The organism is Micromonospora sp. NPDC005367 (assembly GCF_040606825.1).
Classification (GTDB): Bacteria; Actinomycetota; Actinomycetes; order Mycobacteriales; family Micromonosporaceae; genus Micromonospora.
The window spans coordinates 1-25,812 of the sequence record NZ_JBEXFP010000062.1 but is presented as its reverse complement, the minus strand read 5'-3'; the positions used below and the strand labels follow the sequence as shown (position 1 = coordinate 25,812).

The window sequence follows — 25,812 nt, the reverse complement described above, 5'->3', positions numbered from 1 at the left end:
CTCTCCCGGGCTCCGGCTGACACAGGACTCGGTACGGGGCGTCCTTCTGGGGCAGGTGCGGAAAGCTAGCGTCGCCCGCGTTGGGCGAGGTAGAGGTCCTCGACGGATGGTGCCGACCGGTGGTCGGCGAGCAGTGATTCCAGGTCGCCGGAGAAGTCACGGGGCAGTCCACTGCCGGTGTCCTCGACGCCCTGCACGCCGACGGTCGCGCTGCGCGGCGCCACGTCGGCGATGGTGATCGCGTACGGCCGGCCGTTGGTGATGCGCACGTTCCAGTGCGTCATCCGCGCGCCGAACAGCGGGCCGGACGCGGCGGATCCGCCCACCTGCCCGTTGTTGTCCACCGTGATGTCGGTGCGAACGTTCTCGAAGGGCAGTGCGCGGTGGGTGTCGAACGTGCCTTCCGCCATGCGCCCGCCGCGGTAGACGTTGCCGGCCGAGAGCCCCTCCACGTTGAGGCCGTGGTGGATCGCACCGGAGGGTACCGGGACGGTGAAACGTTCGATCTCGAAGTTCTCCACCAGGTTGTCGTTCGACTGCATCCGGCAGGCGAAGCTGTGGTGGGCGGCCCGCCCGCCGACGGTCACCCCGGTGATGGTGATCGCCTTGGCGGTGGTGAGCCCGAACCCGAGGTCGCAGTTCTCCACGCGGACGTCCCGCGCCCAGCAGTCGTGGACCGCCTGGAAGCACACCCCGTTCGAGCCCGGGTGCCGGTTGTGCGCGGTTTGCGGGACGGGTTGGTTGCGGACCGTGAGGTGCTCGACGCCGGCGTCGTGGACGGTGGGGCCGATCGCGCGCAGCTGGGCCGGCCAGCCGGGCCGGAGGTCGTACTTGAGGGGCTGCGTCAGCCGGACCATCCGGTCGCCGAGCACCGCGGCCACCCGCACCGGCCACTGCAGGGTCGCGTACTGCACGTACTGCCCGCCGGATCCGGTGACGAGTTGCGGTGCGCGGCGGGGCCAGTCGTAGTCCCGGGTGCCGGGCACGTCGCCGGCGAGGTGGCGCAGCAGGCTCGCGTCCGCTGGGTTCTGGCACTCGAGCACGACCATGTCGCCGGGGGTCAGTCGGCTCGTGTCGGAGACCACCAGGGTCCGCTGGCCGCGGGAGGCGCCGCCCACCTCGGCGAGCACGTCACCGAGCAGCCATCCCTCGGTGCCCGCGTAGTCCTCGGCCTCGGAGCGGGCCCGCCGCTCGGGCGCGACGAACCAGATCTGTCCGCCGGTCCACGACCAGCGGCTGTTGCCGTTGGATTGGCGGTTCGGCCGGTATCCGTCGTCGAGGGAACGGGTGCAGTGCAGCACGGTGGCGTCCCGGCCGGCCCCGCGCAGCACCACCCCCGACCAGTGCATCCAGACCGGTCCGGAGAGCGTCCAGGTGCCGGGCGGCACCAGCACCACTCCCCCCCCGTGCTCGCCCGCGTGGCGTACGGCGGCGTCGAACGCCGCGGTGCAGTCCGTTCCGTCCGGCCGGGCGCCGAAGTCGGTGACCTTCGTGGTGACCGGTGGTCGCGGCGGTTTCCGGCCGAGCCGGTAGCCGGCGGTCGACACGTCCGGCAGCAGCGGATGGCTGCCCGGCGCCTCCCGCCACTGTCGCAGAAGATCCGCGGCGGCGTCGCCCGGCGGCGTGAGGTCATCCGGCGCCGCCGCCCGCGCGGATCCGGTGACGCCGGTGAGCGTCGTGGCGGCGGCCGCCCCAAGACCGAACAGCCCGCGTCGAGTGATGGTGGGATCCGTCATCGGCGACATGATCTCTCCTCCGAACCTCGTCGGGGACCGCGCGGATCTGAAACCGTTTGCGGTCCGACGTTCACGACACCAAACAGTTCGGTGATGGTCAATGCCGCACCGGCTTGAAACTTGTTTCAGAATCGATCTTCGCCCTCGGCGATCGCCGTCGCGCGGGTGGGCGAACCTCCCGCTGGGCAGCGAACCGGCCGGACCACGATCGCGTTTGAAACTTGTTTCATCCCCTCGGACGCATGACGAACGCCCCCGCCGCTTGTTGCCCTCAGGTAACCGCAAACGGTTTCAGAATGCTGCGACACCCGGCGGCAGGCACCTGACTGGGCCGCGAGACCGCCCGTCCGTCACACCCGCGAGGACGATGTCTTGAGGATCCGGCTTCTCAAACAGATGGTGGCCTGCCTGTCCGCCAGCGTCGTCGCGCCGGCATCGATGCTGACCGCTTCGAAGGTCCCGAGGACGTGCTCGCGCTGGCGGTCCAGGGCGCCTTTGAGGGCGTCGAGTTCGGTGTTCACCGCGCGGCGCAGAGATCGGCGAGGCGTTCCAGGGTGCTCGCCATTTGCGTCTGCCACCAGACACGCCCGCTGTCCACTTCCGCGCGTTTGTCCTCCGGCATGCGCGAACCGTCGAAGATCTCGGTCACGACCGTCGCCCCGGCTCCGTCCGGCACCAGGTCGAAAATCCACTGGTGGCCCCAGGCGGCCCCGGGATCAGTGGCGTCCGGGTGCCCGCGACCGGGCCTGGGCTCCCAGCCGATGCGGCGGTCCGGCTCGTACTCGACGACGTGGTTGTTCATCTCGTAGTCGCCGTAGCGCTCGTAGTGCATCCGCATCACGAAGACGTCGCCCACGCCCGAGACCACGGCGTCGGAGACCCCACCGCGCAGCATTCCCGAACCGTCGAGGTCCGCGTGCCGTCCGGGATCGGCCAGGATCCGGAAGATGTCTCCCGCCGGGGCGCCGATGCGCCGGGACACCACCACCACCGGCTCGCCTGTCGGAATAGTCAACCCGCTCCTCCGTCAACCGCAGGGCATGAACCCTCACCCCGCCTGGACGTTACATCGGGGGTACGACAACGCCCTGTACGCCGTCTCGGTCCCGGCAACGATCGTCCACACCGGCTGTACCGGGAACCTGTGAACTCACCTCCGTCAGCAGTTCTCAGGCGGTGAGTCGGGCAACGTGGTCGATCAGGACGTCCCGGAAGCCGTCGTGCTCGGGGAGGTCCGCACCGAAGATCTCCTCGATGTGCAGCAGCGAGTCGACCAGCCGCTTCGAGTCGCCCACACCGGCGGCTGCGGCCACCTTGAGCCGGTCGGCCAGCGGATCGTCGAGCGGAAGCTCCCGGCCGCGGGCGTCCCGGCCCTTCGCGACGTACACCATCCAGGCCGCGACCGCGAGCGCGGCCTGCCGCGGCACGGCCCCGGCGGCCAGGCGGTCGCGGACGGTGCCGAGCAGCCGGACGGGCAGCTTCTGCGACCCGTCCATGGCGACCTGAACGGTCCGGTGGCGCAGCGCCGGGTTGGCGAACCGTTCCAGCACCTGCCGCCGGTAGCCGGCCAGGTCCAGGCCGTCGGGCACGCGCAGCGTCGGCGTCACGTCCTCGATCATCAGCGCTTCTGCGGTGGCGGCGAGCTCGTCGTCGGCGAGCGCGGCCGCGATCGTGTCGTGACCGCGCAGTGCCCCCAGGTACGCGAGCAGTGAATGGGTGGCGTTGAGCATGCGCAGCTTCACCGACTCCCAGGCGGCGACGTCGCCGGTGAACACCGCGCCGGCGAGGTCCCAGGCGGGCCGGTCGGCCGCGAAGTCGTCCTCGATCACCCACTGGCGGAACGGTTCGGCCACCACGACGCCCCGGTCGTCCAGCCCCAGCGCCGTCCGGACGTCGGCGCGGTCGTCGTCGGTGGTGGCGGGAACGATCCGGTCGACCATGCTGGACGGGAAACGCACGGAGGCGGCGAGCCATTCCGCGAGCGGTCCCGCCTCGGCCCCCGGGAGCGCGTCCAGGAAGTCGTGCACGAGCCCGCGCAGGACCTCGCCGTTGCCGACCAGGTTGTCGCAGGAGAGCACGGTGACCGGTCCGGCGGCGCCGGCCGCCCGGCGCTGGAGCCCACGGACGAGCTGCCCGACGACGGTCCGGGGCGGGCGTCCGGCGAGGTCGGCGGCGACCTCTGGATCCGACCGGTCCAGCCGGCCGGTGCCGTCGCGGCGATAACCCTTCTCGGTCACGGTGAGCGTGACGACCCGTACGGCGGGGTCGGCGATCCGGTCGACGACCGCCGTCGGGTCGCCCGCCCCGTGCAGCACCTCGCGGACGCTGCCGACGACGTGCGGGGGCTCGGCGCCGGGGCCCCGCTCCAGCACCGAGTAGAGGTTGTCCTGCGGCATGAGCTGGTCACGCACGGACGCCGACCGCTGGGTGACGCCCGCGATGCCCCAGTCGTCGCGGCCGTCGGCCGCCATGGCCAGCTCGGTGAAGACCGCCTGGTGCGCCCGGTGGAACGCGCCGATCCCTAGGTGCACGACGCCGACCCGCAGCGCGCGCGGATCCACCGCCGGCGGGGTGAACGCGCCGCCCGATGCGCGGCGGCCCAGGGTGTCGAGGCGCAGCCGGGGCGTGGCGTTCGGCCCACCGGTCACAGCACGGCGCCCAACTGCCACGGGACGATCTCCTCACCGCCGAGACCCAGTTCCTCGCTGGCGCTGCAGCGACCTGACGCCACGTCCAGCAGCAGGTCGTAGACGCGCCGACCCATCTCGTCGACGGAGACGCCTTGCTCGACGATCGGCGAGCAGTCCAGGTCGATGTCGCCGGCCATCCGGCTGGCCAGTTCGGCGTTGGTGCCGAGTTTGACGGTCGGGACCGGGCGGCTGCCGAAGACCGAGCCGCGCCCGGTGGTGAAGCAGATGAGGTTCACGCCGCCCGCGACCATCCCGGTCACCGAGACGGGGTCGTAGCCGGGTGTGTCCATGAAGACCAGTCCGGGTCGCGGGATCGGCTCCGCGTAGTGCCGCACCGCGGCGAGCGGGCTCCGGCCGGCCTTCGCCACCGCGCCCAGCGACTTCTCCAGGATGGTGGTGATGCCGCCCGCCTTGTTGCCCGGGGACGGGTTGGCGTCCATCGTCGTGCCCTGCCGTCCGGTGTACTCCTCCCACCACCGGATCCGTTCCAGCAACGCCGCGGCCGTCTCCGGGCTGGTCGCCCGCGCGGCCAGCAGGTGTTCGGCGCCGTAGATCTCCGGTGTCTCGCCGAGCACGGACGTCGCGCCGGCCGCCACCAGCAGGTCCGAGGCGATGCCGAGGGCCGGGTTCGCGGTCAGTCCGGACCAGCCGTCGGACCCGCCGCACTGCAGGCCGAGCACAAGTTCCTCGACCCCCACCTCGGTGCGCGTCGCGCCGGCGAGGTCACGCATCATGCCGCGGACCAGTTCGACGCCGCGGGCCACCGCGGCGGAGGTGCCGCCCAGCTCCTGGATGGTGTACGAGGACACCGGCACATGCTCGGCCACCCCGAGGTCGGTCATGAGCCCGGCCACCGCGTTCACCTCGCAGCCGAGCCCGATCACGACCAGGCCCCCGATGTTCGGGTTGCGGGCGTAGCCGGCCAGGGTACGGCGCAGCAGGTCCCACCCTTCGCCCCGGTCGGCCATCCCGCATCCGGTGCCGTGGGTCAGTGCGACGACGCCGTCGACGCCGTCGAGCCCTTCCGCGTCGTCCTCGGTGACCCGGGCGATCTTCCGGGCGACGGTGGCCGAGCAGTTGACGGTGGTCAGGACGCCGACGTAGTTGCGGGTGGCGACCCGGCCGTCGGGGCGGCGGTAGCCGTGGAAGGTGCGGCGCAGGTCGGCGGGGAGCCGCGGGACGGTCCCGCCCTCCCCAGCGGCCACGCGGGCGGCCGTGTCCAGCGGCATTCCTACGTTGTGCGTGTGCACGTGCTCGCCCGCGCGGATGTCCGCCAGGGCCCGGCCGACCACCTGGCCGTACTTGCGTACCGGCGATCCGGCGGCGAGGTCACGCAGGGCGACCTTGTGTCCGGCGGGCACGTCGTCGCGCAGCGTCGTGCCGGCCACCCCCGGCAGCGCCAACGGCTCCCCCGCTCTCATCGGCGTCGTCGCCACCGCGACGTCGTCGCTGTCGTACAGGAGCACCAAGCTCATCGGTTCGCCTCCCTCAGCGCGGGTGTGCCGTGCCGTCCGGTACGCCTGCCGGGCTGGTCACGACGACCTGGGTGTCGGTGGTCCTCACGGCTCCGGTTCCTCCTTGACCCGGGCGACGAGCTGGGTCGGGTTGACGTATCGGAGGGCGACGACGAGCAGCACCAGCATCATCGCGGTGTACATGACCGCCATGGCGTCCACCGACTGCTGGGCGCGGATGCCGGCGGCGGACATCGAGTAGTAGAGCGCGACGACGAGGGTCTGCGAGTCCGGACCGGCGGTGAGGAAGGTGAGTTCGAACATGCCCACCGTCCGGACCAGGACGAGGATCGCCGAGGCCAGCATCCCCGGTAGCAGCAGGGGTGCCAGCACGTGCAGGAAGACCGAGCGCATGCCGGCTCCGCACATCCGGGCCGCGCTTTCGATCCGCGGGTCGATCTGCTCGATGAACGGTGTCATGGTGAGGATCACGAACGGCACGGACGGGACGAGGTTCGCCAGCACGACGCCGGAGAGGTGGCCGGCGAAGCCGAACTTGTAGAGCACGGTGGCCAGCGGGATGCCATAGGTGATCGGTGGCATCAGGATCGGGAGCAGGAAGACCAGGTAGACGGCCCGTTTCCCGGGGAAGTTCCGGCGCGCCAGCACGTAGGCCGCCGGTACGCCGATCACCAGCGACAGTCCCACGACGAGCAGGGACACCTCCAGGGTCACCTTGATCACCTGGAGCAGCGCGAACTCCGTCCACGCCTCGCCGTACCACCTGGTGGTGTAGCCGTCCGGGAGCCAGGTGTCGAACCAGCGCCGGCCGAACGAGCTGACGAGCACGGATCCGACGACGCCCAGCAGGTTCAGGAAGAAGAAGACGACCGCGCCCCAGACCAGCCAGGCGGCGGGACGGGCGACGAAACGTCGCCGGGTACCGACGGAAGCCGCGCCCGTTGCCGCGGTGGTGGTGACCATCAGCCCTTACCTCCCGTGGAACCGGTGTAGAAGCGGGTCCGGGCGAACAGCACCACCGAGATGACCACCAGCTCGATCAGGCCCATAATCATGGCGATCGCCGATGCGTACGGGTAGTCGTACTGCTCGTACGCCGCCTGGTAGGCGGCGATCGAGATGACCCGGGTCTCGCCCGCCGGGTTGCCGACCAGGACCGCCGACGGGAACACGCTGAACGCGAGGACGAACGCCAGGCAGAACGTGGTGGCCAGCCCGGGCATCAGCAGCGGCAGCGTGATCATGCGGAACCGCTGCCACCAGCCCGCGCCGAGGGTCGCCGCGGCGCGCTCCAGCGTCGGGTCGATGCCGGACAGGTACGACAGGACGAGCAGGAACGCGAAGGGGAACCCGGTGATGATGAGCGAGAAGAAGACGCCCCAGTAGTTGTGGACGAGCCGGATCGGTTCGTCGGTGAGCTGCAGCGCGGTCAACACCCGGTTGAACCAGCCGGTCGGGCCGAGGAAGTTCAGCAGGCCCTGCGCGGTGAGCACGGTGCCGAGAGTGATGGGCACCACCAGCAGGATCGTGACCAGCCGCTTGCCACGGAACCGGCCCCGCATCCGATACGCGATCGGCACCGAGGCGACCACGTTGAGCAGCGCGGCGGGCAGCGACAGGCCGAGGGTGGTCCAGATCGTTCCGCGCTGGTAGGCGTCGCTGAAGAAGCGCGCGTAGTCGCTGAACGGCCCGCCCTCGGCGGGCTGGAAGGACAGGCCCAGCCCGTAGAAGAACGGGTAGAGGAAGAGCAGCACGACGAAGAGCAGCGCCGGCGTGAGTAGCCACAGTTGACGGTCGACGCCGCGCTCGGCGAGGCGGTGCTGCCAATGGGCCCGCGCGGGCGGCGGCGGCCCGGTGGACTCCGCGGCGGCGGTGGGAGTGGTGACGCTCATCCGACCAGCCCTGGTTCCTCGACCACGGCCGACTCCCCGTCCGCGGGTCGGGTCGCGGTCGGATCGCCGGGGAAGACGAGCAGCCGCTGCGGGTCGATGCTCAGGGTGACCCGGTCGCCGGGCGCCACCCGCTGGTCGGTACGCAGGTGGACGCGGGCGCCGGCGGCGGTGAGCGCCTCCGCGGCCAGTTCCCGGCCCTGGTACTCGACCACCTCGATCTCCGCCGGCACCGCGTTGGTCGTCGGACCGGCCTGATCGACCCGGACGTCCTCGGGGCGCACCGCGACGATCACCTCGTCGCCCGGCGCCACCGGCCCGACGGGGACGCCGACGAGCCGCAAGCCGTCCAACTCGACGGCGACGGTGTCGTCCGCCGCCTCCCGCACCCGCATCGTCCAGAGGTTGCGGTAGCCCATGAAGTCGGCGACATGCCAGTTGGCCGGGCGGGTGTGCAGCCCCTCCGGGGAACCGATCTGCTGGACGCGGCCTTCCCGCAGCACCACCAGGCGATCGGCCAGCGAGAGCGCCTCCTCCTGGTCGTGCGTCACGTAGACCGTCGTCAGCCCCAGCGACTGGTGCAGCCGGCGGATCTCGGTACGCATCTCGAGGCGCAGCTTGGCGTCGAGGTTGCTCAGCGGCTCGTCCATCAGCACCAGCGACGGCTCCAGGACGACCGCACGAGCGATCGCCACCCGCTGCTGCTGACCGCCGGAGAGCTGGCCGGGCAGCTTGCCCGCGTGCTCCTCGAGGCGTACCAGGCGGACCGCCTCGTCGGTGCGGCGACGGATCTCGTCCTTCGGTAGCCGCCGCATCCGCAGCCCGAACGCGATGTTGGCGCGTACGGACATGTGCGGGAACAGCGCGTAGTTCTGGAACACCATCCCGAAGCCGCGGCGCTCCGGCGGCAGCGTGTCGATGCGCCGGTCGTCCTGCCAGATGCCGCCCGCGGTCAGGGGCAGCAGTCCGGCGAGGCAGTTCAGCGCGGTGGACTTGCCGCAACCCGAGGGACCGAGGAGGGCGACGAACTCGCCCGCCTCGATCGTCAGGTCGAGGTCGCGCAGCGCGTCATGGCCGCCGAAGCGACGCGACACGCCCTCCAGTCGCAGCTGGGTGAAGGCTTCGGCGCCGGCGGTCATCCCTGCTTGACCTTCCCGCTACCGATCTCGCGGTCCCACTTGTCGAACGCCGCCACCAGCGCCTTCGCGTCCAGCGGCACCTCCGTCGGGTTGTTCGCGATCAGCGACTCGTACTCCGGCCGGCCGTAGTCCCGGATGGCGTCCTGGCTCTTCTGCGGCGCGTCGGACAGATTCACACCCTGCACCGCCGGGCCGGGGTAGAAGTAGCCGTCGTCGTACGCCTTGGCCTGCTGCTGAGGCGTGAGCATGAACGCCAGCAGGGCCAGCACCGCAGCCTGGGTGTCCGTCGAGGCACCCTTCGGAATCACCGCGTAGTGCGCGTCGGTCACCCAGTGGAACCCCTGCAGCGAGGTGACTTTCGCTTCCTTCGGCACGGTGCCCAGCACACGGGGGTTGATGTCCCAGCCGGTCGTCGACGCGATCACATGCGCCGACCCGTTGGCCAGGTTCTTCATCGTCTCGGTGGTACCGGACGGGTAGTAGTCGACGTACTGGTTGAGCTCCTTGAGGTAGGCCCAGGTCTTGTCCCACCCGTTCACCGGGTCCTTCGGGTCCTTGTCGCCGAGGATGTAGGGCAGCCCCATCAGGAAGGTACGCCCGGGACCGGAGTTCGACGGGCGGGCGTACTGGACCTTGCCGGGGTGGGCCTTGGCGTACGCGAGGAGCTGGTCCGCGCTGGTCGGCGGGGTCGCCACGGTCGCCGGCAGGTACTCCAGCAGCGGTCCGGACGGGTAGTAGGTGACGGTCACGCCGGCGTTGCCGGCGAGCTTCTGCATGGCGGCGGCCGGCGCGAGATAGTTGTTCATGCCGGTCAGCCGGCTCTGGAACTTCGGCAGGACGTCGAGCCACAGGCCCTGGTCGATGCCGGCCGCGAGGCCGTCGACGCCGGTGAGCACCAGGCCGATGTCCACCCGGTCGGCGTTCTGCTGTGCCTTGATCTTGCCGACCAGTTCCGGCGCGGGCGACTTGGAGTAGGTCACCCGGGAGATGACGTCCGGGTTGTTCTTGACGAACTCGTCGATCATTCCCTGGGTCAGTTGCAGGTTGCCCGCGACGTCGAGGATGTTCAGCGCCACGGCCTTCTTCGGTTTGTCGGGAACCTCGCCATCGCTGTTGCCGCCGGAGCCGCCGGAGTTGTCCGGGGCGCCGCAGGCGGCGGTAGCGGTCAGCAGGGACGATGCTGCGGCGATCAGGGCGCTCCGCCGGGTGATACCCATGAAACTTCCCTCTCTCGGTCGTCAGTCACGGTGGTGGTGGCTTGCGGCACGGCCTTTCGGCCGGGATGTCAGTCGGTCGGCGCGACCCCGGTCGAGGCGCGGACCAGCAGCTGCGTGGGAAGTTCCCGACGCGGCTTGCGCACGCCGTCGGGCTGCCCCAGCAGCGACAGCAGCAGGTCGACGGCGGCGCGGCCGGCCTGCCCCTTGGTGAGCGAAACGGTGGTGAGCGTGGGCGACGACATCGACGACATCTGGATGTCGTCGATGCCGATCACGCTGAGGTCCTGCGGTACGCGCAATCCGCGGTCCCGGAGCCGGCCGAGCAGGCCCAGCGCCATGACGTCGTTGTAGGCGATGACGGACGTGACACCGGAGGCGATGATGAGATCCGCCGCGGCGATCCCGCCCTCGAACTGGGGCGGGAAGTGACCGGCCACGTACAGGTCCATCCCCGCCGCGTCGGTCGCCGAGCGCAGCGCCCGGATCCGGTCGCGGTTGGACCAGGAGGTACGTGGACCACCGACCCAGGCCACCCGGCTGTGGCCGAGCGCCGCCAGGTGCGCAACGGCCTGCCGGATGCCGTCGGAGTTGTCGAAGACGACGGACGGCACCCGCCCGAAGCGCCGGTTGACCATGACCAGGGTCGTGGTCGCGGCTAGGGTGAGGATGTCCTCCTCACGCCCTCGCGGTGAGCAGAGGATGAGTCCGTCGACCTGCTTGGCGAGGATCCGTACCAGATCGCTCTCCGCGGTCGGGTCCTCGTCGGAGTCGGCCAGGAACACGGCGTAGTCCGCCTCCCGGGCCCTGGCCTGCACACCCTTCACCAGGCTGGGAAAGAACGGGTTGGCCAGGTCCGGCACGATCAACCCCAGGTTGCCGGTCCGGCCGGTGATGAGACCCCGCGCGGCCCGGTTCGGTTCGTAACCCAACCGCTGGGCGGCGCGCAGCACCCGTTCCCGGGTCACCGAGTTGACCAGTCCGGGCATCGACAGGGCCCGGGACACGGTCGACGGTGACACGCCGGCCTCCCGGGCCACCTCGCGGATCGTCGTGCGCAACGGTTCACCTCCTCAATCGTGGAACCGTCACGTCCGAAGTCTGAAAGCGATTGCAGAACCCTGTCAATACTGTTCCGCATGAATGTTTCCCGGCTCTGCTACGACCCACCCTTGTGACAGAGACCCGTCGATGCAATCCTTTGCAGGGCCCGTTCCATCGAAGCCGCAGAGGAGAAGTTCGTGGCACAGCTGCGTCTGCATCCCGACCGCGCGCTACCGGCTGGCGACGACGTCCGCGCCGTAGCCCGCCGCATCTACCACTCCACGCGGGAACTGCCGCTGCTCTGCATGCACGGGCACGTGGACGCCGCGGTCCTCGCCGACGACGAGCGCTTCTCCGACCCGGCCCACCTGCTGGTCGTGCCGGACCACTACGTGACCCGGATGCTCGTCTCGCAGGGCGTCACCCTCGACCAACTCGGCGTCCCCCGCCTCGACGGAACGGCAGTCGAAACCGACCCGCGCGCCATCTGGCGGCTCTTCTGCGCCCACTGGCACCTGTTTCGCGGGACGCCCAGCCGCTACTGGCTGGAGCACGAACTCGCCGAGGTGCTCAAGCTCGACCTCATCCCCGGGCCCGACACCGCCGACAAGCTCTACGACCTCATCGACGCACGACTGTCCGAGCCCGGTTTTCGGCCGCGTACCCTGCTCGACACCTTCAACATCGAGCTGATCGCCACCACGGACTCCGCGACCTCGCCGCTGCACGACCACGCCCGGCTCCGCCAGGCGGGGCTCGGCGAACGGGTGGTGCCCACCTTTCGCCCGGACGCCCTGACCCACATCGGTCACCCCGGCTGGACCCGCCAACTCGAACAACTCCAGGAGCTGACCGGCGAGGACACCGGCGACTACGACGGCTACCTAGCGGCCCTGCGCGCGCGGCGCGCGGCGTTCGTCGCGGCCGGCGCCCGAGCCACCGACCACGGCCACCTCACCGCCGCCGCCGAGCCGCTGACCCCGGCCGAGGCACGGCGGATCTACACCAAGGCGCGTCACGGCACGGCCAGCCCCGACGCGACGGAAGCCTTCGCCGGTCACATGCTCTACGAAATGGCCCGGATGTCCTGCGACGACGGCCTGGTCATGCAGATTCACCCCGGCGTCCTCCGCGACCACGATGCCGAAATCCACCGCGACTTCGGCGCCGACCGCGGCTTCGACATCCCAATCAGGGCCGAGTTCACCCGCTCGCTCCGGTCGATGCTCAACGCCTTCGGCCGCGACCCGAGGTTCCGGCTGGTGCTCTTCACGGTCGACGAGACGGTCTACTCCCGAGAGCTCGCCCCACTCGCCGGCGTCTACCCCGCCGTACGCCTCGGTGCGCCCTGGTGGTTCCTGGACAGCCCCGACGGGATGCGCCGCTTCCGTGAGCTGGTGACGGAGACGGCCGGCTTCTACAACACCAGCGGCTTCGTCGACGACACCCGGGCGTTCCTGTCCATCCCGGCCCGGCACGACCTCGCCCGGCGCGTCGACGCCGGCTACCTGGCGCGTCTCGTCCTGGAGCACCGGCTGACCGAGGACGAGGCGATCGAGACGGCAGCCGACCTGGCCTACCGCCTTCCCCGAGAGGCGTACGTTCGGCGGACCGGGTGAGGGCGTCCGAATCGAAGCAGCGATACCCGCCGCACGACGCCGCAGGTTTCGGTCCGGCACGGTCCGAAACGTTTTCAACCGTTCCGACGTCGGGGCCGAGGACATCGGTCGACGAGTCCTCGACGCTCTGCACGACCTCAGTCTTCGTCCGCAGCTAGTCTGCCCGCCGTCCGCGCGGGCGTCACAGCCACACGCTGGGGCTGCTCGACGTCGCCAGCCCGTTCCTCAACGCCGTCGCTCCCGGTGGACAGGACACGCCGACGACGCCGGCCCCGCGCTCATCCTCCGCAAAGGCGACGACGACGCCGAGGCGGCTCCGCAACCTGGACCCGCTCGAAGAGCAGCGGATGCAGCCAATTCCGATAACCCCGTGACCGCAACCAAGACGACGTACCGGAGGAGAGGAGCGAGGAATGTCGCTGCCCGGACAAAGAACTCGAGGTGTGCCGAACGCCCAGCGAAGTATCGCGGGTCGGGTCAGGCGGTGGTCCGCGGCTGTCGCGACCGGCGTTGTGCTGACCGCGTCCCTGACGTCGGTGGGGGTGACGCCGGCGCACGCATCGCCGGGTGACTTCACCATCTTCGATGGTCGGACGACGGCTCCGATCCTGATCGACCCGTCCTACGGCGGCGATCACGGCGATCGGGACTACACGCAGGTGCGCCGCGCGGTTCAGGACCTGCGGCAGGACGTCGCCATGGTGACCGGAGCGATCGATCCCGGTGACGTGCAGAGCGTGTTCGTCGACGACGAGTCGGCCAAGGAAACCCGGTTGGCAGAGGCCGACCAGCGCAAACTGCCGGCGCTGCTGACCAAGGCCGTGCGCCAGAGGACCGCGATCATCGTCGGCCAGATCGGTCAGAGCCGGCTGATCGATGAAATCGTCGGAGCCGGCAAGTTCGACGAGGCCGCCGGGATCGAGGGCAGGTGGGAGGCGTATGCGGCCAAGACCATCGCGGACCCGGTCCCCGGGGTCGACACGGCACTGGTGATCGCGGGCAGTGATGCCCGGGGGACGATCTACGGCATCTACTCGATCTCCGAGGAGATCGGCGTCTCGCCGTGGTACTGGTACAGCGACGTGCCGGTCAAGCAGCGCGACGACATCGACGTCAAGGGCAAGACCCGGGTCGACGACGGGCCGGACGTCAGGTATCGCGGATTCTTCATCAACGACGAGGAACGCACCATCGCGTGGGCGAAGCGGAAGTTCCCCACCGGCAACGGCACGCCTGATGTCAACTTCTACCGGCACGTCTATGAGCTGATGCTGCGGCTGAGGCTGAACACCCTGTGGCCCGCGATGCACTTGTCTTCGACAGCGTTCAACGCGGTCACCGACACCGGAAGGTACGACGAGGGGACGCCGATCAACGCTCGCGAGGCGGCGGCGTTCGGCGTGGTCGCGTCCTCGTCTCACGCGGAGCTGATGCTGCGCAACAACGAGGGCGAATGGCGTCAGTGGTACGACCGCAACAAGGACGCGCTCGACATCAAGGGCTCGGACGCTGTGGCGGCCTTCAACTATTCGATCAACAAGCCCGCGATCCTGGAGTACTGGCGCCAGCGTGTGGTCGCCAACGCCGACTTCGAGAACATCCTTGCCCTGGGTATCCGCGGTGTGCACGACAGCGATGCGGTGTTCACACCCGGTAACCCGTACGGGTTCAAGGACAAGGTCGAGATGGAGGCCGACGTCATCCGCGAGCAGCGCAAGATGATCGCAGAGGTCTACGGCAGCGCCGACGCTGTGCCGCAGGTGCTCATCCCCTACAAGGAGATGAACGATCTCTATAACGCCGGGCTCAAGGACCACATCCCCGACGACGTGACCCTGATGTGGGCCGAGGACAACCAGGGCTATCTGCGTCAGGTGCCCACGCGGACCGAAGCCGCCCGGTCCGGCGGAAACGGCGTCTATTACCACATCTCCTACTGGGGCGAGCCGAAGAGCTACCTGTGGCTGAACTCGACGCCGATGTCCTTGATGGTGCAGCAGCTGCATCGGGCCTGGAATTCGGGTGCAGGGCGTTACTGGATCCTCAACGTCGGGGACATCAAGCCCGGCGAGATCAAGCTCGACCTGTTCGCCAAGCTCGCATGGGACGTCGAGGGCTATGACGACACGAACATCGGGAGCAAGTTCCTCACCGAGCACATGCAGCGAGACTTCCGGCTGAAGGGCAGCAATGCTGCCGTCGTCGCCGACGCGCTGGAAAGGTTCGACGCGCTCGAGAACACCAAGCGCGCCGAGTTCTGGGGGGAGATCAACACGTCCAACGCGACCTCCGGAAGGATTCACACCGGTCAGGTCTTTCCGTTCAGCGCCACCTCGGACGGGGATGAGCTCCAGCGCTACATCAACGAGTCCAACGATCTGGTGCGGATTCTCGAGGGCGTTTACGCCAAGCTCGACTCGCGCTCTCGCTCCGCGTTCTATCAGCAGGTGCTCCACCGAGTGCGGTCCTACCGCAACATGGCGGAGCAGATCGGCTACTACTGGAAGAACCAGCTCGCCGCCGCCCAAGGTCGCTACGCCAGCGCGGGAAGCTACGAGCTGCTCTCGAAGCGGGCCCGTGAACGCATCCTCACCGACGAGGACTACTGGAACACGATCAGCGACGGCAAGTGGGACCACGCCATCGGCCACAGCCATCCCGAAGGGTTCCCGAACGAGGGCACCGTCATGCTCACCAACGACCGGTACGCCCGGGTGGCCGCGCCGGCCGATGCGGTGGGCGCCGCCGCCGAGGACAGCAAGGAGCCTGGCCACGGCACGCTGACGTTCAACTCGGCCGCGCCCGACGACAAGCGGTTCTTCGACGTGTTCTCCCGCAACGACGTAACCAACCCACAGGAGTGGGTCGCCGAGGCGGACGCCCCGTGGATCACCCTCTCGCAGCGCTCGGGCACGACCGCGACAGAGCAGCGAGTCACAGTGACGGTCGCCAAAAACCACCCAGCCACGACGGGGACGATCCGGGTCTTCAACGCCGTCAACGGCGCCAAGGCCGGCGACCCGGTCGCAACCTTCACGGTCGACGCGGAGCGGGCCGCCGTGGATCTACGCCGTGTCGCCGAGCCGGCGCACCTGGAGGCCAACGGATACGTGGCCCTCGAGGCCGAGCACTTCTCCGAGAACGTGCCCGGCGCCGACGGAAGCCGGTGGGCTCCTCTTCAGGGCGTGGGACAGCGCGGAGCATCGATGGGTAGCTTCCCGGAAATCGCTCCCCGGGTCGACTCCGGCTTCGAGACGACCGCCCGTTTGAAGTACCGGGTCTACTTCACCTCCACCGGGAGGTTCACCGGGACCTTCTACCGGATTCCGACACTGAACGAAGGCACAGAGGACGACGGCACGCCCCGAACCGCGCGCACGGCGGTCGGGCTCGACGACCAGGTCCCCAGCCTGCTGCGCGGTAACTCTGTCGCCGGTACGAGCACCAGTACCTGGGGATTCAACATCATGCGTCAGATCGAGCCCCTGAACTTCACCGTCGACGTGACCACACCGGGCTGGCACGAACTGACGGTCTACCGCTCGGACGCAGCGATCCTCTTCGACCGGATCATCGTCGAGACCCGCGACGGCGCGGTCGGTGACGGCCTGGTCGGCCCACCCGAGAGCCCGAACAACATCGCCGCACCCCAGAGGGCGACCGTTGCGCCACTTCCCGGCGTGATGCCGGAACTTCGCCGGCTGCCCGCGATCGAGACGACGGTGGGCCGGACGAGCACGGTCGAAGGTGTGGCGGACGTGATGGCCGCGGAGTCGGACAACACGACCGCCGTCTCGGTCACGGTCGCCGGCGGTGAGCTGAGCATCACCGGGCACAGGGTCGGGAAAGGCGAGCTCTCCATCACCACCGGTGGCGGTGAGACCTGGGTAGCGCCTGTCACGGTGACCAGAGGCGAGGGTGCGCCGGGCGGCCCGTACCTGGAGCAGGACGGCCTGGTCGTCCTCGATGCGGCCGACGCGCTCGAGAACAGCGCCTCAGCGCACGCGACCGCCAGCAACAACGGGACGCACGGCTGGGCGCTGGCTCGTAACGGCCTGCAGGTCGTCCCACCGGCCGACGCCAGCGCGAAGGCGAACTGGCTGGCGACCTCGACGGCTCAGGCCGAGGCGTTGTTCAGTGCCGGACCGACCGAGAAGGTCAACGGGAGTTCGGCGGCAGGAGCACCGCCGCAGCTCGACTTCACCGTCGACATCCGGACCGCTGGCACGTACTACCTGTTCGTCAACTCGAGCAACCCGAACCCCGACGCCGACTCCTACCACGTCCTCGTCGACGGGCAGTGGAGATACCAGTCGAGCAAGTCCGGGCCGGAGACCGGGTTCGAAACCTGGTACGGCACCACGAGCGTCGCTGCGGCCGCATTGGCGCTCGAGCCGGGTGAGCACACGATCACGCTGGCGCCTCGCGAGGCCGGGCTCGTGCTCAACCAGATCGCCTTGACCACGGACGACACGCCCGGCTTCACCGGCTTCCAGGCGCCCAGCGACCGGAAGGCGAGCGCCTCCTGACGCTCTGACACCGAGCAGCATCAGATCCTGCCCCGCTCTGAACCGAGACGGCCGGACCTTCCAGGTCCGGCCGTTTCGTCGTGTGCGGGGAGCTTCTCAGCGCCCGACGGGATGGCCCCGCCGGTACCTCGCGGCGCTCGGGCCGGCGAGGGTCGAAGCGGAGTGTCCAGGGCAGACAAGAACGACGATCGTCACTACGCTCGGCTGGGCAAGCAGGCGTGCCTCGTCTGGAGTCGATTTCAGAGGAGCAGGGATGATCCGTGGCAGGAAGGTATCGGCCGTCGCGGCGGCCGGTGCATTGAGCGTCGTCACGATTTTGGCTGCGGGCGGATCGCCCGCGGCCGCACAGGCAGCCGGAACGGCGGCTGCGGCAGCTGACGAGTCGATCACACATGAGGAGAACCCGCGGGTGCCCGAGGGGGCAGCGTGGACGGAGACGTACTTCCCGTCCTCGGACGGCAGCGGCGTCGAACTGCACGCCGACGTGCTGCGTCCGGCGCACCTGGCGGCGAATGCGAAGACGCCGGTGATCCTCTCGATCGGCCCCTACTTCGCCCACGCCGGGCAGACCGGCCCCGAGGGCTGGGACCAGGTCGGCCCCTCGGCACGCTTCCAGGACTTCATCGACGGAGCCGACCTGATGGCCCGCGGCTACACCTTCGTCATGGTCGACCTGCGCGGCTTCGGCGGCAGCACCGGCTGCCTGGACTGGGTCGGCCCGGGCGAACAGGCCGACGTCCGCGCAGCCATCCAGTGGTCGGCCAGCCAGTCGTGGTCCAACGGCAAGGTCGGGATGTACGGCAAGTCCTATGACGCCGTCACTGGCCTGGTGGGCAACAACCTCAAGATGAGCGCGTTGAAGGCGGTCGTCGCGCAGGAACCCGTCTGGGACATGTACAACTACCTGTTCAGCAACAAGGTGCCGCGTCCCAATGTCACCGGCACGCCGGCGGCGTACAACTCGATCGCGGTCATGCCTCCTATGGCCGACGACAGCGGCCGGTACAAGGCGAACGCGCTTTACGAGGCGAGCCATCCGGAGTGCCTGAGCGACAACATGACCAACAACAACAATCCCGACGCCGAATCCGCGTACTGGAGGGCCAGGAACCTGGCCACGGACGCTGCCGGTACCAGGACGCCGTTGTTCGTGACCCAGGGCTTCATCGAGTCCAACACCAAGCCTGAGGACATGCAGGAGTACCTGGACAACCACCAGGGTCCGGAGCGCGGTTGGCTCGGCCAGTGGGACCACGTGCGAGGCAACGACACCGAACGCGACGGCCGGTTGTCGATGGGCCGTACCGGCTGGTTCGACGAGGTGATGCGGTTCTACGACCAGTACCTCCGTGGCACCCGCCCGTCGGTGACCGATCCGGCGTACGTCATCGAGGACAACCTCGGCCACTGGCGCGGGCAGAAGACCTGGCCGTTGACCGCGTCGTCGTACGACGCCCGGCTCTCCGGCGGCCGGTATGTCGACGACGGCGGAGCCTCGGCGACGGCTGCGGAGGCCAAGGCCGCGGACCATGGCCAGTGGGACATGGAGCGGGCGCCGCGGACCGAGGTGCTGTCGCGTGCCGAGAAGAACACCGCCATGCAGGGCGACGCCCCGGCCAACAGCTTCTGGACCTGGTCGATGCGCGCGCCCCAGGCGCTCCGGATCACGGGTACGCCGAGGATCACGCTCAACGCGAGCACGAGCGGGAACGTGATGGTGCGCCTGTGGGACGTCGCTCCGGACGGCACGGCGACCATGTTCGACGAGAACGTCGCGCTGGTGGAGCACGGCGGACGCATCTCGTTCGATCTGAAGTCGACCGACTGGACCTTCGAACGTGGGCACCAGCTGGGGGTCCAGATCGGGACCATCACCTCCAACAGGTGGCGGGACGTGCCCTCCGGCCACACGATCAAGGTCTCCGGCGCCCGGCTCGCCCTGACCGTGCAGAACCCGCGGTCCGATGCGCCGACCCAGGGTGACCGCTCGCCGTACCTGGACTCGTACCTGGCGGCGAACACCGCCACGCTCAGCGACGTCGGCCGCGGCACCTTCCCGCTGAGGCCCGCCCGGAACGGCTGACTGGGTGGCTGCCCGGCTCCCGCCGCTGGCGGGTGCCGGGCAGCCCGTTATGGCCTCGACATCGACGTCGAGTCGATCCCGCTCTCAACGCCATCTGCTGCCCGCGCCGAGCGGAGTGGCTGCGCTGGATGCACCGAACGATGGCCTCGTGACGTAGCCGGAAATCTCTATGCCGCTGCTTGAGACTCTCGTAGGAAACTCGGGCGAACTTGGCGCGCCGCTGCGTTATTGCCCGCCCGGCGGCGTGCCGAACGTGGCCATAACACGGCCGGACCGTATCGCCGCCCGCGCCCACTCGCGTTTTACCGCATTGCGGTGGCCAGTGCGGCGCGGATAGCGTCCTCGCCGACCGGCTGGCCCTTCTCGTTCGAGTACGGCCCGTACGGGGTCCCCCACACCGGCATGCCCGTCGCCTGCCGCCAGCTGTCGGCCAGTGGTCCCGCGTCCACCACGCTGTACCCGATGGACTCGATGAATTCGGTCACCACCGCCTTCGCCGGCGCGGAGTCCCCGGCGATCGGCAGATACGAGCGGTCGCCCGCGCCCGTCGGTCGGGCGAGTGACAGCAGGTGCTTGAAGAAGATGTTGTTGAACGCTTTCACGACCATGGCGTCCGGGATGTACCGCAGCAGCAGCTCGCTTGAGCTGAGCGACTTGCCGTCGAGCTCGGGGATGGGCCCGTCACGCTCGGGGCCGTAATTACACGTGTCGATGACCGTTTTCCCGGCAAGCGGCGCGGCGGGCATGTCGGGGAAGGCCTTGACTGGCACCGTGACCACGACGATGTCACCGGCTGCCGCGGCCTGCCCGCTGGTCGCAGCGGACGCCCGCGGCCCTAGCTCCGTGACCGTGTCCGCGAGCGTTTCAGGACCGCGTGAGTTGCTGAGCACGACCTGATGCCCGGCCTCGACGGCGAGCCGTGCGATGGTGCTGCCGATGGCGCCGCTGCCGATGAATCCCACAATGGTCATATTCTGAGCCGCCCTCCTTGTCATGTTCCGGACTCGTTGCGATTGGGGTCCTTGTCGTCATCTGGCGGGGAAGTAGTGGCCGTTGTCCAGATCGGCGAGCAGGCGGGGCTGAGCGGGTTCCCAGCCGAGGGTCCGGCGGGTGATGAGGTTGGACGCCGGGTAGCTCTGCGTGACGATGTTGGCGAGGAACCCGAAGTATCCCGGCAGCACCAGTTCGTCCACGGGAATGCTCACGGCGGGCAGGCCCAGACGGCTGCCGATGGCCTCGGCAATCTCGCGGAACGGGATGCCCCCGTCGTCGACCGCGTGCCAGTAACTGCCGGCCGGGCCCTTCTCCAGCGCCAGGCGGAACACGGAGGCCAGATCGCGGGCATGCACGGCGTTCCACAGGTTCGTGCCGTCTCCGGGGTAGCCGGCGAAGCCCTTCTCCTTCGCTAGCGCGATCAGTGTCGGGAGGAAGCCGGCGCGATCGGTCATGTCGTGCGCGATGTTGGCGATCCGCACGACCGAAGACCGCACGCCCCGCTCGGCGAGGCCGATCACGGTGGTCTCCACGACGTTACGAGCCCGCAGGCTGCCCTTGTGCTCATCGCCGCTGGGAAGGGCCGGGTCCTCCTCGGTGGCCGTCCGACCCAGGAGTCCCTGCCCGGGCGAGCCGATGCTCCCCGCCGCGACCAGCGGCTTTCCGGTTCCCGCCAGCGCCTCGCCGTACGCGAGCATGATCGGGACCTCCGCGGCGGCCACGGCGTGGATCCCGCCGGAGAAAAGCAGGTCCTGCCGGTGCGCGACGTGGATGACGCCGTCGGAGTCCGCAGCCGCCTCCTTGAGCCCGTCGAGGTCCTGGAGGTCGCCGCGGCGCACCTTCGCGCCGAGCGCGGACAGCGTCGCCGCGGCCGTGTCCGACCGGGCCAGGCCGGTGACCTCGTGCCCAGCGGCGATGAGCTCGGGGACGATGTACGAACCGGAATGGCCGGTCCCGCCAGTGACGAATACACGCATTCTGCTGCTCCGAGTGAGTGATGTGGCGCGGAAGGTGGTGGTGGGTGTGTGCTTAGACCAGAACGTTGACGCTGAGGGAGAAGTTGAAGTCCCCGACGCCGTGGCGGGCCAGGCTCACCATCAGCAGGCCCGTCCCTTCCAGCCAGTGCGCCATCTCCAGGCCGCCGACATCCAGGGGGCGCAAACCGAGGCTCTCGATGAACGCCGACAGGCTCGCCTTGACCCGCGCGTCGTCGCCGGCGAAGAGCACGTCCAATGGGCGTCCCGAGGCCAGGACATGGCCGAAGACGGTGTTGAACGCCTTCACGACGTGCGCGCTCGCTGGGGCGGCCTTGGTGATCTCCTGCGCGGCGGACGTGCCGTCAGGGGTGGTCAGCCCGCTCGCGTCGGCTTTCATGGGGTTGGTGATGTCGATGATGACCTTGCCTGCCAGCGCGTCCCCGTACTGGGCGACGACCGGCACGGCGCTGGCGTTCGGCACGGCGAGGATGACGATGTCGCCGGCCGGGGCGGTGCCGAATGTCCCGGCCGTGGCGCCGCCGCCGAGCGCGGCAGCCAGGTCTTTGGCCTTGGCCGCGTCGCGACCGACGACCTCGACGGCGTGGTCACCAGCGAGCGCCCGGGTGGCCAGGGCGCGGGCCATGGTCCCCAGGCCGATGATGCTGATGCTGCTCATGAAGTGCCTGCTTTCCGAAGATGGATGGAAACGCCATGCCCGCCGGTCGCGAGATGTCTGGCGTAATCCGGTAGACGTGCTTCAGCGGACCTCGGCGCCCAGGGCGATGTCGAAGCCGACGCCGCTGCGGGCTAGGCCCACCAGGAGGATGCCGGCCCATTCGAGGACGTGGGTCATCTCGAGTCCTCCTGCGTCGAGGGCCCGCATGCCCAAGCTATCCAGGAAAGCAGCGACACGTGCCTTCGCCTCGGCGCTGTCGCCGGCGTAGAACGCGTCCAGGGGCTTGTCCTCGGCGATGACGCCGCCGAAGATCGTGTTGAAGGCTTTCACGACATGTGCGCCCTCGGGGGCGACGGCGGCGATCTGCTGGGACACCGAGTTGCCCGCGGTCGTCACGACGCCACTTGCGTCGGCGTTGAACGGGTTGGTGATGTCGACAAGGACCTTGCCGGCCAGCGCATCGCCGTAGTGCTCGACCACGTCGACCGCGCCGGCGTACAGGACGGCCACGATGACGATGTCACCCACCGGCCTTGCGCCGAACGTGCCGACGGTGGCTCCGTTGCCGATCTGGTCGGCGAGCGCCTGGGCCTTGGCGGTGTTGCGGCTCATGAGCTCGATGGTGTGGCCGTGCTTCGCCGCCCGGGTGCCGATGGCGGTGGCCATGTTGCCCGAGCCGATGATGCTGATCGTGGTCATGACGTGTGTTCCCCTTGTTGTGTATGAATCAGTTGGTTGGGGGTCCGGCGTGCTGGGCCCGGTGTCGAGGGTTCGCCGAACGGGCTCAGATCACTGTGGTTCCGCCGTCGGCGACCAGTTCCATGCCGTTGACGTAGCTCGAGTCGTCCGAGGCCAGGAACAACGCGACCGACGCGATCTCCTCAGGGCGGCCCATCTCTCGCCGCGGGATCACGGACTCGAACTGCGCCTTCATTTCCGCGTTCATGACCTGCTCCATCATCGGCGAGGCGACCTGGCCGGGCGTCAGCACGTTCACCCGAATCCGTCGGTCCCTCAGCTCTGACACCCACACTCGGGCGTAGGCGGGCAGCACGGCCTTGCTCGCTGCGTAGACACTCCAATCGGGGTAGCCCCGCATCGACGCGTTCGACCCGGTCATGAGGATCGAGCCGCCATCGTTGAACAGCGGCAGGGCCTTCTGGACCGTGAACAGCGTGCCGCGTGCGTTCAGCGAGAACGCGGCATCGAACTGCTCCTCGGTGATCTCGCCGAGCCTGCCCTGCTCACCCGTCCCGGCACTCGCCCACAACACGTCGAAGGCGCCTTTTTCCTGCTTGACCGTCTCGAACAAACGGTCCAGATCATCGAGGTGGGCCGAATCGGCTTGCACGCCGGTCACATTCCGGCCGATCAGCTTGACGGCTTCGTCCAGCGCGTCCTTCCGCCGACCGGAAATGAAGACGTGGGCTCCTTCGTCAACAAACAATTTCGCACCGGCCAGCGCCATACCACTTGTCGCGCCAGTGATCACCGCAACCTTGCCATCGAGCTTCCCCACGACTGACTCCATTCACATAGCCGTACCGGGTCATGTTTCTCGTACGGAATTCGACTCCGACCCATCAGTACTTATCGAGCGTGCCATTGGCCCGAGTCGGTTGTCCAAGACCTATTTCGGCCGTTGCGATACCCTGGAGGCATCGCCGAAACGGGAGGCTCCATGGATCTGGACCTGCGCAAGTTGCGTTACTTCGCCGCTGTCGCCGACAAGCTGCACTTCGGCAGGGCCGCCGATGAGCTGCACATCGCGCAGCCGGTGCTCAGTCGGCAGATCCGCGCGCTGGAGAAGGAGCTCGGCACTCCGCTACTGACCCGGAACAGCCACGGCGTGGCGCTGACCGACGCCGGTCGGCAGTTGCTGACCGACGCCGGTCCGCTGCTGGCATCCGCGCACGCGGTCCGCCGCCGGGTGACCGTGGCCGCGCAGGGCAGCCGGCGGCTGATGGTCGGCTTCCGGGCGGGCATCGCGGTCACCCCAGCGGTACGGCAGTTCGCCATCCAGCACCCGGACGTACTGGTGGACCTGCGGCGGATCGAAGGAGACGACCAGGCCGCGATGCTGCTCGACGGGCGCATCGACGTCGGCTATGTGCGGCTACCCATCGACGAGGCCGGCCTGCGCGTCACCCCGCTGTACACCGAGCCGCGGGTAGCAGTGCTTCCCGCCAGCCACCGATTCGCCGGCAAGGAGCAGATCACCGAGGCCGACCTGGTCGGCGAGCCTCTGCTCTGGCATGCCGACACGAACACGCAGCCCACCAAGCGCCCGCACCCTGACGCCGGATACCGGGTGCGCGGGGTGGACGAGACGCTCGAGCATGTCGCGGCCGGCCAGGGCATCTCATTCCTGGCCCGTTCGGCGACCGTATTCTATTCGCATCCGGAGGTCAGCTATGTGCCCATTCCGGATTTGGCACCCGACCAGGTGTGCCTCGCTGTGGCGGAATCGCGCGCCTCGCCGCTGGTCGACGACTTCCTCTCCGCGGCTCAGGCGACGTCCGAGATCACGGCAGAGTGTGGGAATTATGAAATGTGGCAGCTTGGAGGCGATGCCGCTTCGGAGCACGGTTGAGCAGTTCGACCAACAACAGCAGCGCCAACAAAGGGCGCGCGGCCACAGCAATGGCGAAGGCATTGAGTTCGGAAGCGGGCGCCGGAGGTGATGCCGGCGAACCGTGAGAATCAACATCGTCACGCGAGTGCCTCTTCAAATGGTCAGAGGTGTTGTCAACTATTTCGCGAGACAATTCCACTCCTCGATCTCGACCTCACCGAGCAGGCAGAGAATCCGCGCCGACGGCGTGATCTGCCGAGAGCTGACGAGACACCCTGAGGCAAATATCGGCCGAACGACCGAAATGGGTGTCGCAATCGATTCCGACAGACACTCAGCGCACTCACAGCGGCTACTTGTTTCATTGGCCTGTGACCGTGGCCGGGCCAGGCTTCGGTCGAGGCGCCCGGGCTGTCGCTCTCATTGCGGCCGCCCACGCTGGTCGTGTGGTTCTCATCTGGCCTGCGCGGCCCGGGCGTCGCCGCAGGGCGGGGAGAGGCTCAAGTTGCTCGGCTCGAAGTAGCGTTGCCGTCCGGCTCGACAACTAGGCCAGTGCCGTGACCACGAACGTTCGCGGTGTTGGATGACACGCCGTCCGGCTTGGCTGACGGACGGCATCGCGGCCATCAGGCTGTGGCGGCGGCAGAACCCGTGCGCGTCCGGCGGCTCAGTGACCAAGAGGGTCAGCAGCTGCCGAGGATCACCCGTCGTGGTACCGGCTCGGCGGTCCGATTACGGCGGGCCATGGTCGTGCTCGCTTCAGCCGGTGGGAACACCGTTCCGGCGATCGCCCGGCTGGTGCAGGCGGATGAGGACACGGTCCGGCAGGTCATCCACCGGTTCAACGAGATGGGCATGGCCAGCCTGGACCCTAATGGGCCTTACCGGGAACCCGGCGGCATTGCTTCTTGACGTTGCTGCAGGAGACTCGGACGGTAGCCGCTGGCAGGTGAGCACTCTTGGACCCTGGACGTTGAGTCCTGCACTGAGACCGTGCCCCTGTCGGTGTTCCGGGGAGGCTTGACCGTTGATGGGGTGTCGTGCCGTCCGAGCGTTCGACCCCGCTCGGGATGAGCAGTGATCCATTAGGGCACGTGCTGTCCTCCTCCTGGCTGCTGATCGATGCCATCGAGGTTGAGGAGGGGCAACGTTGCTGTTCGTCGGTGATGACTG

Annotated in this window: 20 protein-coding genes; 5 read left to right on the top strand and 15 right to left on the bottom strand. The window is 68.9% G+C overall.

Going from position 1 to position 25,812, the window contains the following annotated elements; all coding sequences use genetic code 11:
• Positions 1-65 precede the first annotated feature (65 nt).
• The 10 genes from ABZS42_RS28860 to ABZS42_RS28815 all read right to left on the bottom strand — a co-directional run bounded on the left by ABZS42_RS28860 (position 66) and on the right by ABZS42_RS28815 (position 11,204).
• Positions 66-1,736: a glycosyl hydrolase family 28-related protein gene (locus ABZS42_RS28860; RefSeq protein WP_355150575.1), complete on the bottom strand. Its 1,671-nt coding sequence runs from the start codon at positions 1,734-1,736 to the stop codon at positions 66-68.
• A 350-nt stretch (positions 1,737-2,086) separates the two neighbouring features.
• The gene (locus tag ABZS42_RS28855; protein WP_355150573.1) at positions 2,087-2,257 is read right to left on the bottom strand and encodes a hypothetical protein; all 171 of its coding nucleotides are present in this window, start codon (positions 2,255-2,257) and stop codon (positions 2,087-2,089) included.
• Positions 2,254-2,751: a hypothetical protein gene (locus ABZS42_RS28850; protein WP_355150571.1), complete on the bottom strand. Its 498-nt coding sequence runs from the start codon at positions 2,749-2,751 to the stop codon at positions 2,254-2,256. Before ABZS42_RS28850 ends, ABZS42_RS28855 begins: the two co-directional genes overlap by 4 nt.
• Before the next feature lie 154 nt (positions 2,752-2,905).
• On the bottom strand, positions 2,906-4,405 hold the full coding sequence (locus tag ABZS42_RS28845; RefSeq protein ID WP_355150569.1) for a mannitol dehydrogenase family protein: 1,500 nt from the start codon (positions 4,403-4,405) through the stop codon (positions 2,906-2,908).
• A complete protein-coding gene (locus ABZS42_RS28840) occupies positions 4,381-5,901 on the bottom strand; it encodes an altronate dehydratase family protein (RefSeq protein ID WP_355150567.1) in 1,521 nt (506 codons plus the stop codon). The genes ABZS42_RS28845 and ABZS42_RS28840 overlap by 25 nt, the downstream gene beginning before the upstream one ends.
• Positions 5,902-5,985: 84 nt before the next feature.
• Positions 5,986-6,864 carry an ABC transporter permease gene (locus ABZS42_RS28835; protein WP_355150565.1) on the bottom strand — a complete coding sequence of 293 codons (879 nt, stop codon included), beginning with the start codon at positions 6,862-6,864 and terminating at the stop codon, positions 5,986-5,988.
• The gene (locus tag ABZS42_RS28830) at positions 6,864-7,793 is read right to left on the bottom strand and encodes an ABC transporter permease (protein WP_355150563.1); all 930 of its coding nucleotides are present in this window, start codon (positions 7,791-7,793) and stop codon (positions 6,864-6,866) included. Before ABZS42_RS28830 ends, ABZS42_RS28835 begins: the two co-directional genes overlap by 1 nt.
• Positions 7,790-8,929, bottom strand: coding sequence for an ABC transporter ATP-binding protein (locus ABZS42_RS28825; RefSeq protein ID WP_355150561.1), 1,140 nt, complete (start codon positions 8,927-8,929; stop codon positions 7,790-7,792). The genes ABZS42_RS28830 and ABZS42_RS28825 overlap by 4 nt, the downstream gene beginning before the upstream one ends.
• Positions 8,926-10,146 carry an extracellular solute-binding protein gene (locus ABZS42_RS28820; RefSeq protein ID WP_355150559.1) on the bottom strand — a complete coding sequence of 407 codons (1,221 nt, stop codon included), beginning with the start codon at positions 10,144-10,146 and terminating at the stop codon, positions 8,926-8,928. Before ABZS42_RS28820 ends, ABZS42_RS28825 begins: the two co-directional genes overlap by 4 nt.
• 68 nt (positions 10,147-10,214) lie before the next feature.
• Positions 10,215-11,204: a LacI family DNA-binding transcriptional regulator gene (locus tag ABZS42_RS28815; RefSeq protein WP_355150557.1), complete on the bottom strand. Its 990-nt coding sequence runs from the start codon at positions 11,202-11,204 to the stop codon at positions 10,215-10,217.
• Positions 11,205-11,384: 180 nt separating this feature from the next.
• Between ABZS42_RS28815 and uxaC the strand changes: the two genes are divergently transcribed.
• The 3 genes from uxaC (at position 11,385) to ABZS42_RS28800 (ending at position 19,418) form a co-directional block, all read left to right on the top strand.
• Positions 11,385-12,806 carry a glucuronate isomerase gene (gene uxaC / locus ABZS42_RS28810; protein ID WP_355150555.1) on the top strand — a complete coding sequence of 474 codons (1,422 nt, stop codon included), beginning with the start codon at positions 11,385-11,387 and terminating at the stop codon, positions 12,804-12,806.
• Positions 12,807-13,348: 542 nt separating this feature from the next.
• Entirely contained in the window at positions 13,349-17,335 is a 3,987-nt protein-coding gene (locus ABZS42_RS28805) for a glycosyl hydrolase 115 family protein (RefSeq protein WP_355150553.1), read from the top strand.
• Positions 17,336-17,744: 409 nt separating this feature from the next.
• A complete protein-coding gene (locus tag ABZS42_RS28800; RefSeq protein WP_355150551.1) occupies positions 17,745-19,418 on the top strand; it encodes a CocE/NonD family hydrolase in 1,674 nt (557 codons plus the stop codon).
• Between the two features lie 302 nt (positions 19,419-19,720).
• Here ABZS42_RS28800 and ABZS42_RS28795 read toward each other — a convergent pair whose 3' ends face one another.
• The 5 genes from ABZS42_RS28795 to ABZS42_RS28775 all read right to left on the bottom strand — a co-directional run bounded on the left by ABZS42_RS28795 (position 19,721) and on the right by ABZS42_RS28775 (position 23,583).
• Positions 19,721-20,389 carry an NAD(P)-binding domain-containing protein gene (locus tag ABZS42_RS28795; protein WP_355150549.1) on the bottom strand — a complete coding sequence of 223 codons (669 nt, stop codon included), beginning with the start codon at positions 20,387-20,389 and terminating at the stop codon, positions 19,721-19,723.
• Positions 20,390-20,446: 57 nt separating this feature from the next.
• On the bottom strand, positions 20,447-21,388 hold the full coding sequence (locus ABZS42_RS28790; protein WP_355150547.1) for an SDR family oxidoreductase: 942 nt from the start codon (positions 21,386-21,388) through the stop codon (positions 20,447-20,449).
• Positions 21,389-21,440: 52 nt separating this feature from the next.
• The gene (locus ABZS42_RS28785) at positions 21,441-22,064 is read right to left on the bottom strand and encodes an NAD(P)-binding domain-containing protein (protein ID WP_355150546.1); all 624 of its coding nucleotides are present in this window, start codon (positions 22,062-22,064) and stop codon (positions 21,441-21,443) included.
• 81 nt (positions 22,065-22,145) lie between these two features.
• Entirely contained in the window at positions 22,146-22,763 is a 618-nt protein-coding gene (locus tag ABZS42_RS28780) for an NAD(P)-binding domain-containing protein (RefSeq protein WP_355150544.1), read from the bottom strand.
• Positions 22,764-22,848: 85 nt separating this feature from the next.
• Positions 22,849-23,583 carry an SDR family oxidoreductase gene (locus ABZS42_RS28775; RefSeq protein WP_355150542.1) on the bottom strand — a complete coding sequence of 245 codons (735 nt, stop codon included), beginning with the start codon at positions 23,581-23,583 and terminating at the stop codon, positions 22,849-22,851.
• Positions 23,584-23,745: 162 nt separating this feature from the next.
• Between ABZS42_RS28775 and ABZS42_RS28770 the strand changes: the two genes are divergently transcribed.
• Together ABZS42_RS28770 and ABZS42_RS28765 are read left to right on the top strand one after the other, a co-directional pair.
• Positions 23,746-24,657: a LysR substrate-binding domain-containing protein gene (locus tag ABZS42_RS28770; RefSeq protein WP_355150540.1), complete on the top strand. Its 912-nt coding sequence runs from the start codon at positions 23,746-23,748 to the stop codon at positions 24,655-24,657.
• A gap of 558 nt (positions 24,658-25,215) precedes the next feature.
• Positions 25,216-25,551 carry a helix-turn-helix domain-containing protein gene (locus ABZS42_RS28765; RefSeq protein WP_355150538.1) on the top strand — a complete coding sequence of 112 codons (336 nt, stop codon included), beginning with the start codon at positions 25,216-25,218 and terminating at the stop codon, positions 25,549-25,551.
• Positions 25,552-25,812: the final 261 nt, after the last annotated feature.

Coding starts and splice junctions, on each gene's coding strand:
- ABZS42_RS28860 (WP_355150575.1), bottom strand. CDS start 1,736: ATGACGGATCCCACCATCACTCGACGCGGGCTGTTCGGTCTTGGGGCG.
- ABZS42_RS28840 (WP_355150567.1), bottom strand. CDS start 5,901: ATGAGCTTGGTGCTCCTGTACGACAGCGACGACGTCGCGGTGGCGACG.
- ABZS42_RS28835 (WP_355150565.1), bottom strand. CDS start 6,864: ATGGTCACCACCACCGCGGCAACGGGCGCGGCTTCCGTCGGTACCCGG.
- ABZS42_RS28830 (WP_355150563.1), bottom strand. CDS start 7,793: ATGAGCGTCACCACTCCCACCGCCGCCGCGGAGTCCACCGGGCCGCCG.
- ABZS42_RS28825 (WP_355150561.1), bottom strand. CDS start 8,929: ATGACCGCCGGCGCCGAAGCCTTCACCCAGCTGCGACTGGAGGGCGTG.
- ABZS42_RS28820 (WP_355150559.1), bottom strand. CDS start 10,146: ATGGGTATCACCCGGCGGAGCGCCCTGATCGCCGCAGCATCGTCCCTG.
- ABZS42_RS28795 (WP_355150549.1), bottom strand. CDS start 20,389: ATGACCATTGTGGGATTCATCGGCAGCGGCGCCATCGGCAGCACCATC.
- ABZS42_RS28790 (WP_355150547.1), bottom strand. CDS start 21,388: ATGCGTGTATTCGTCACTGGCGGGACCGGCCATTCCGGTTCGTACATC.
- ABZS42_RS28785 (WP_355150546.1), bottom strand. CDS start 22,064: ATGAGCAGCATCAGCATCATCGGCCTGGGGACCATGGCCCGCGCCCTG.
- ABZS42_RS28780 (WP_355150544.1), bottom strand. CDS start 22,763: ATGACCACGATCAGCATCATCGGCTCGGGCAACATGGCCACCGCCATC.
- ABZS42_RS28770 (WP_355150540.1), top strand. CDS start 23,746: ATGGATCTGGACCTGCGCAAGTTGCGTTACTTCGCCGCTGTCGCCGAC.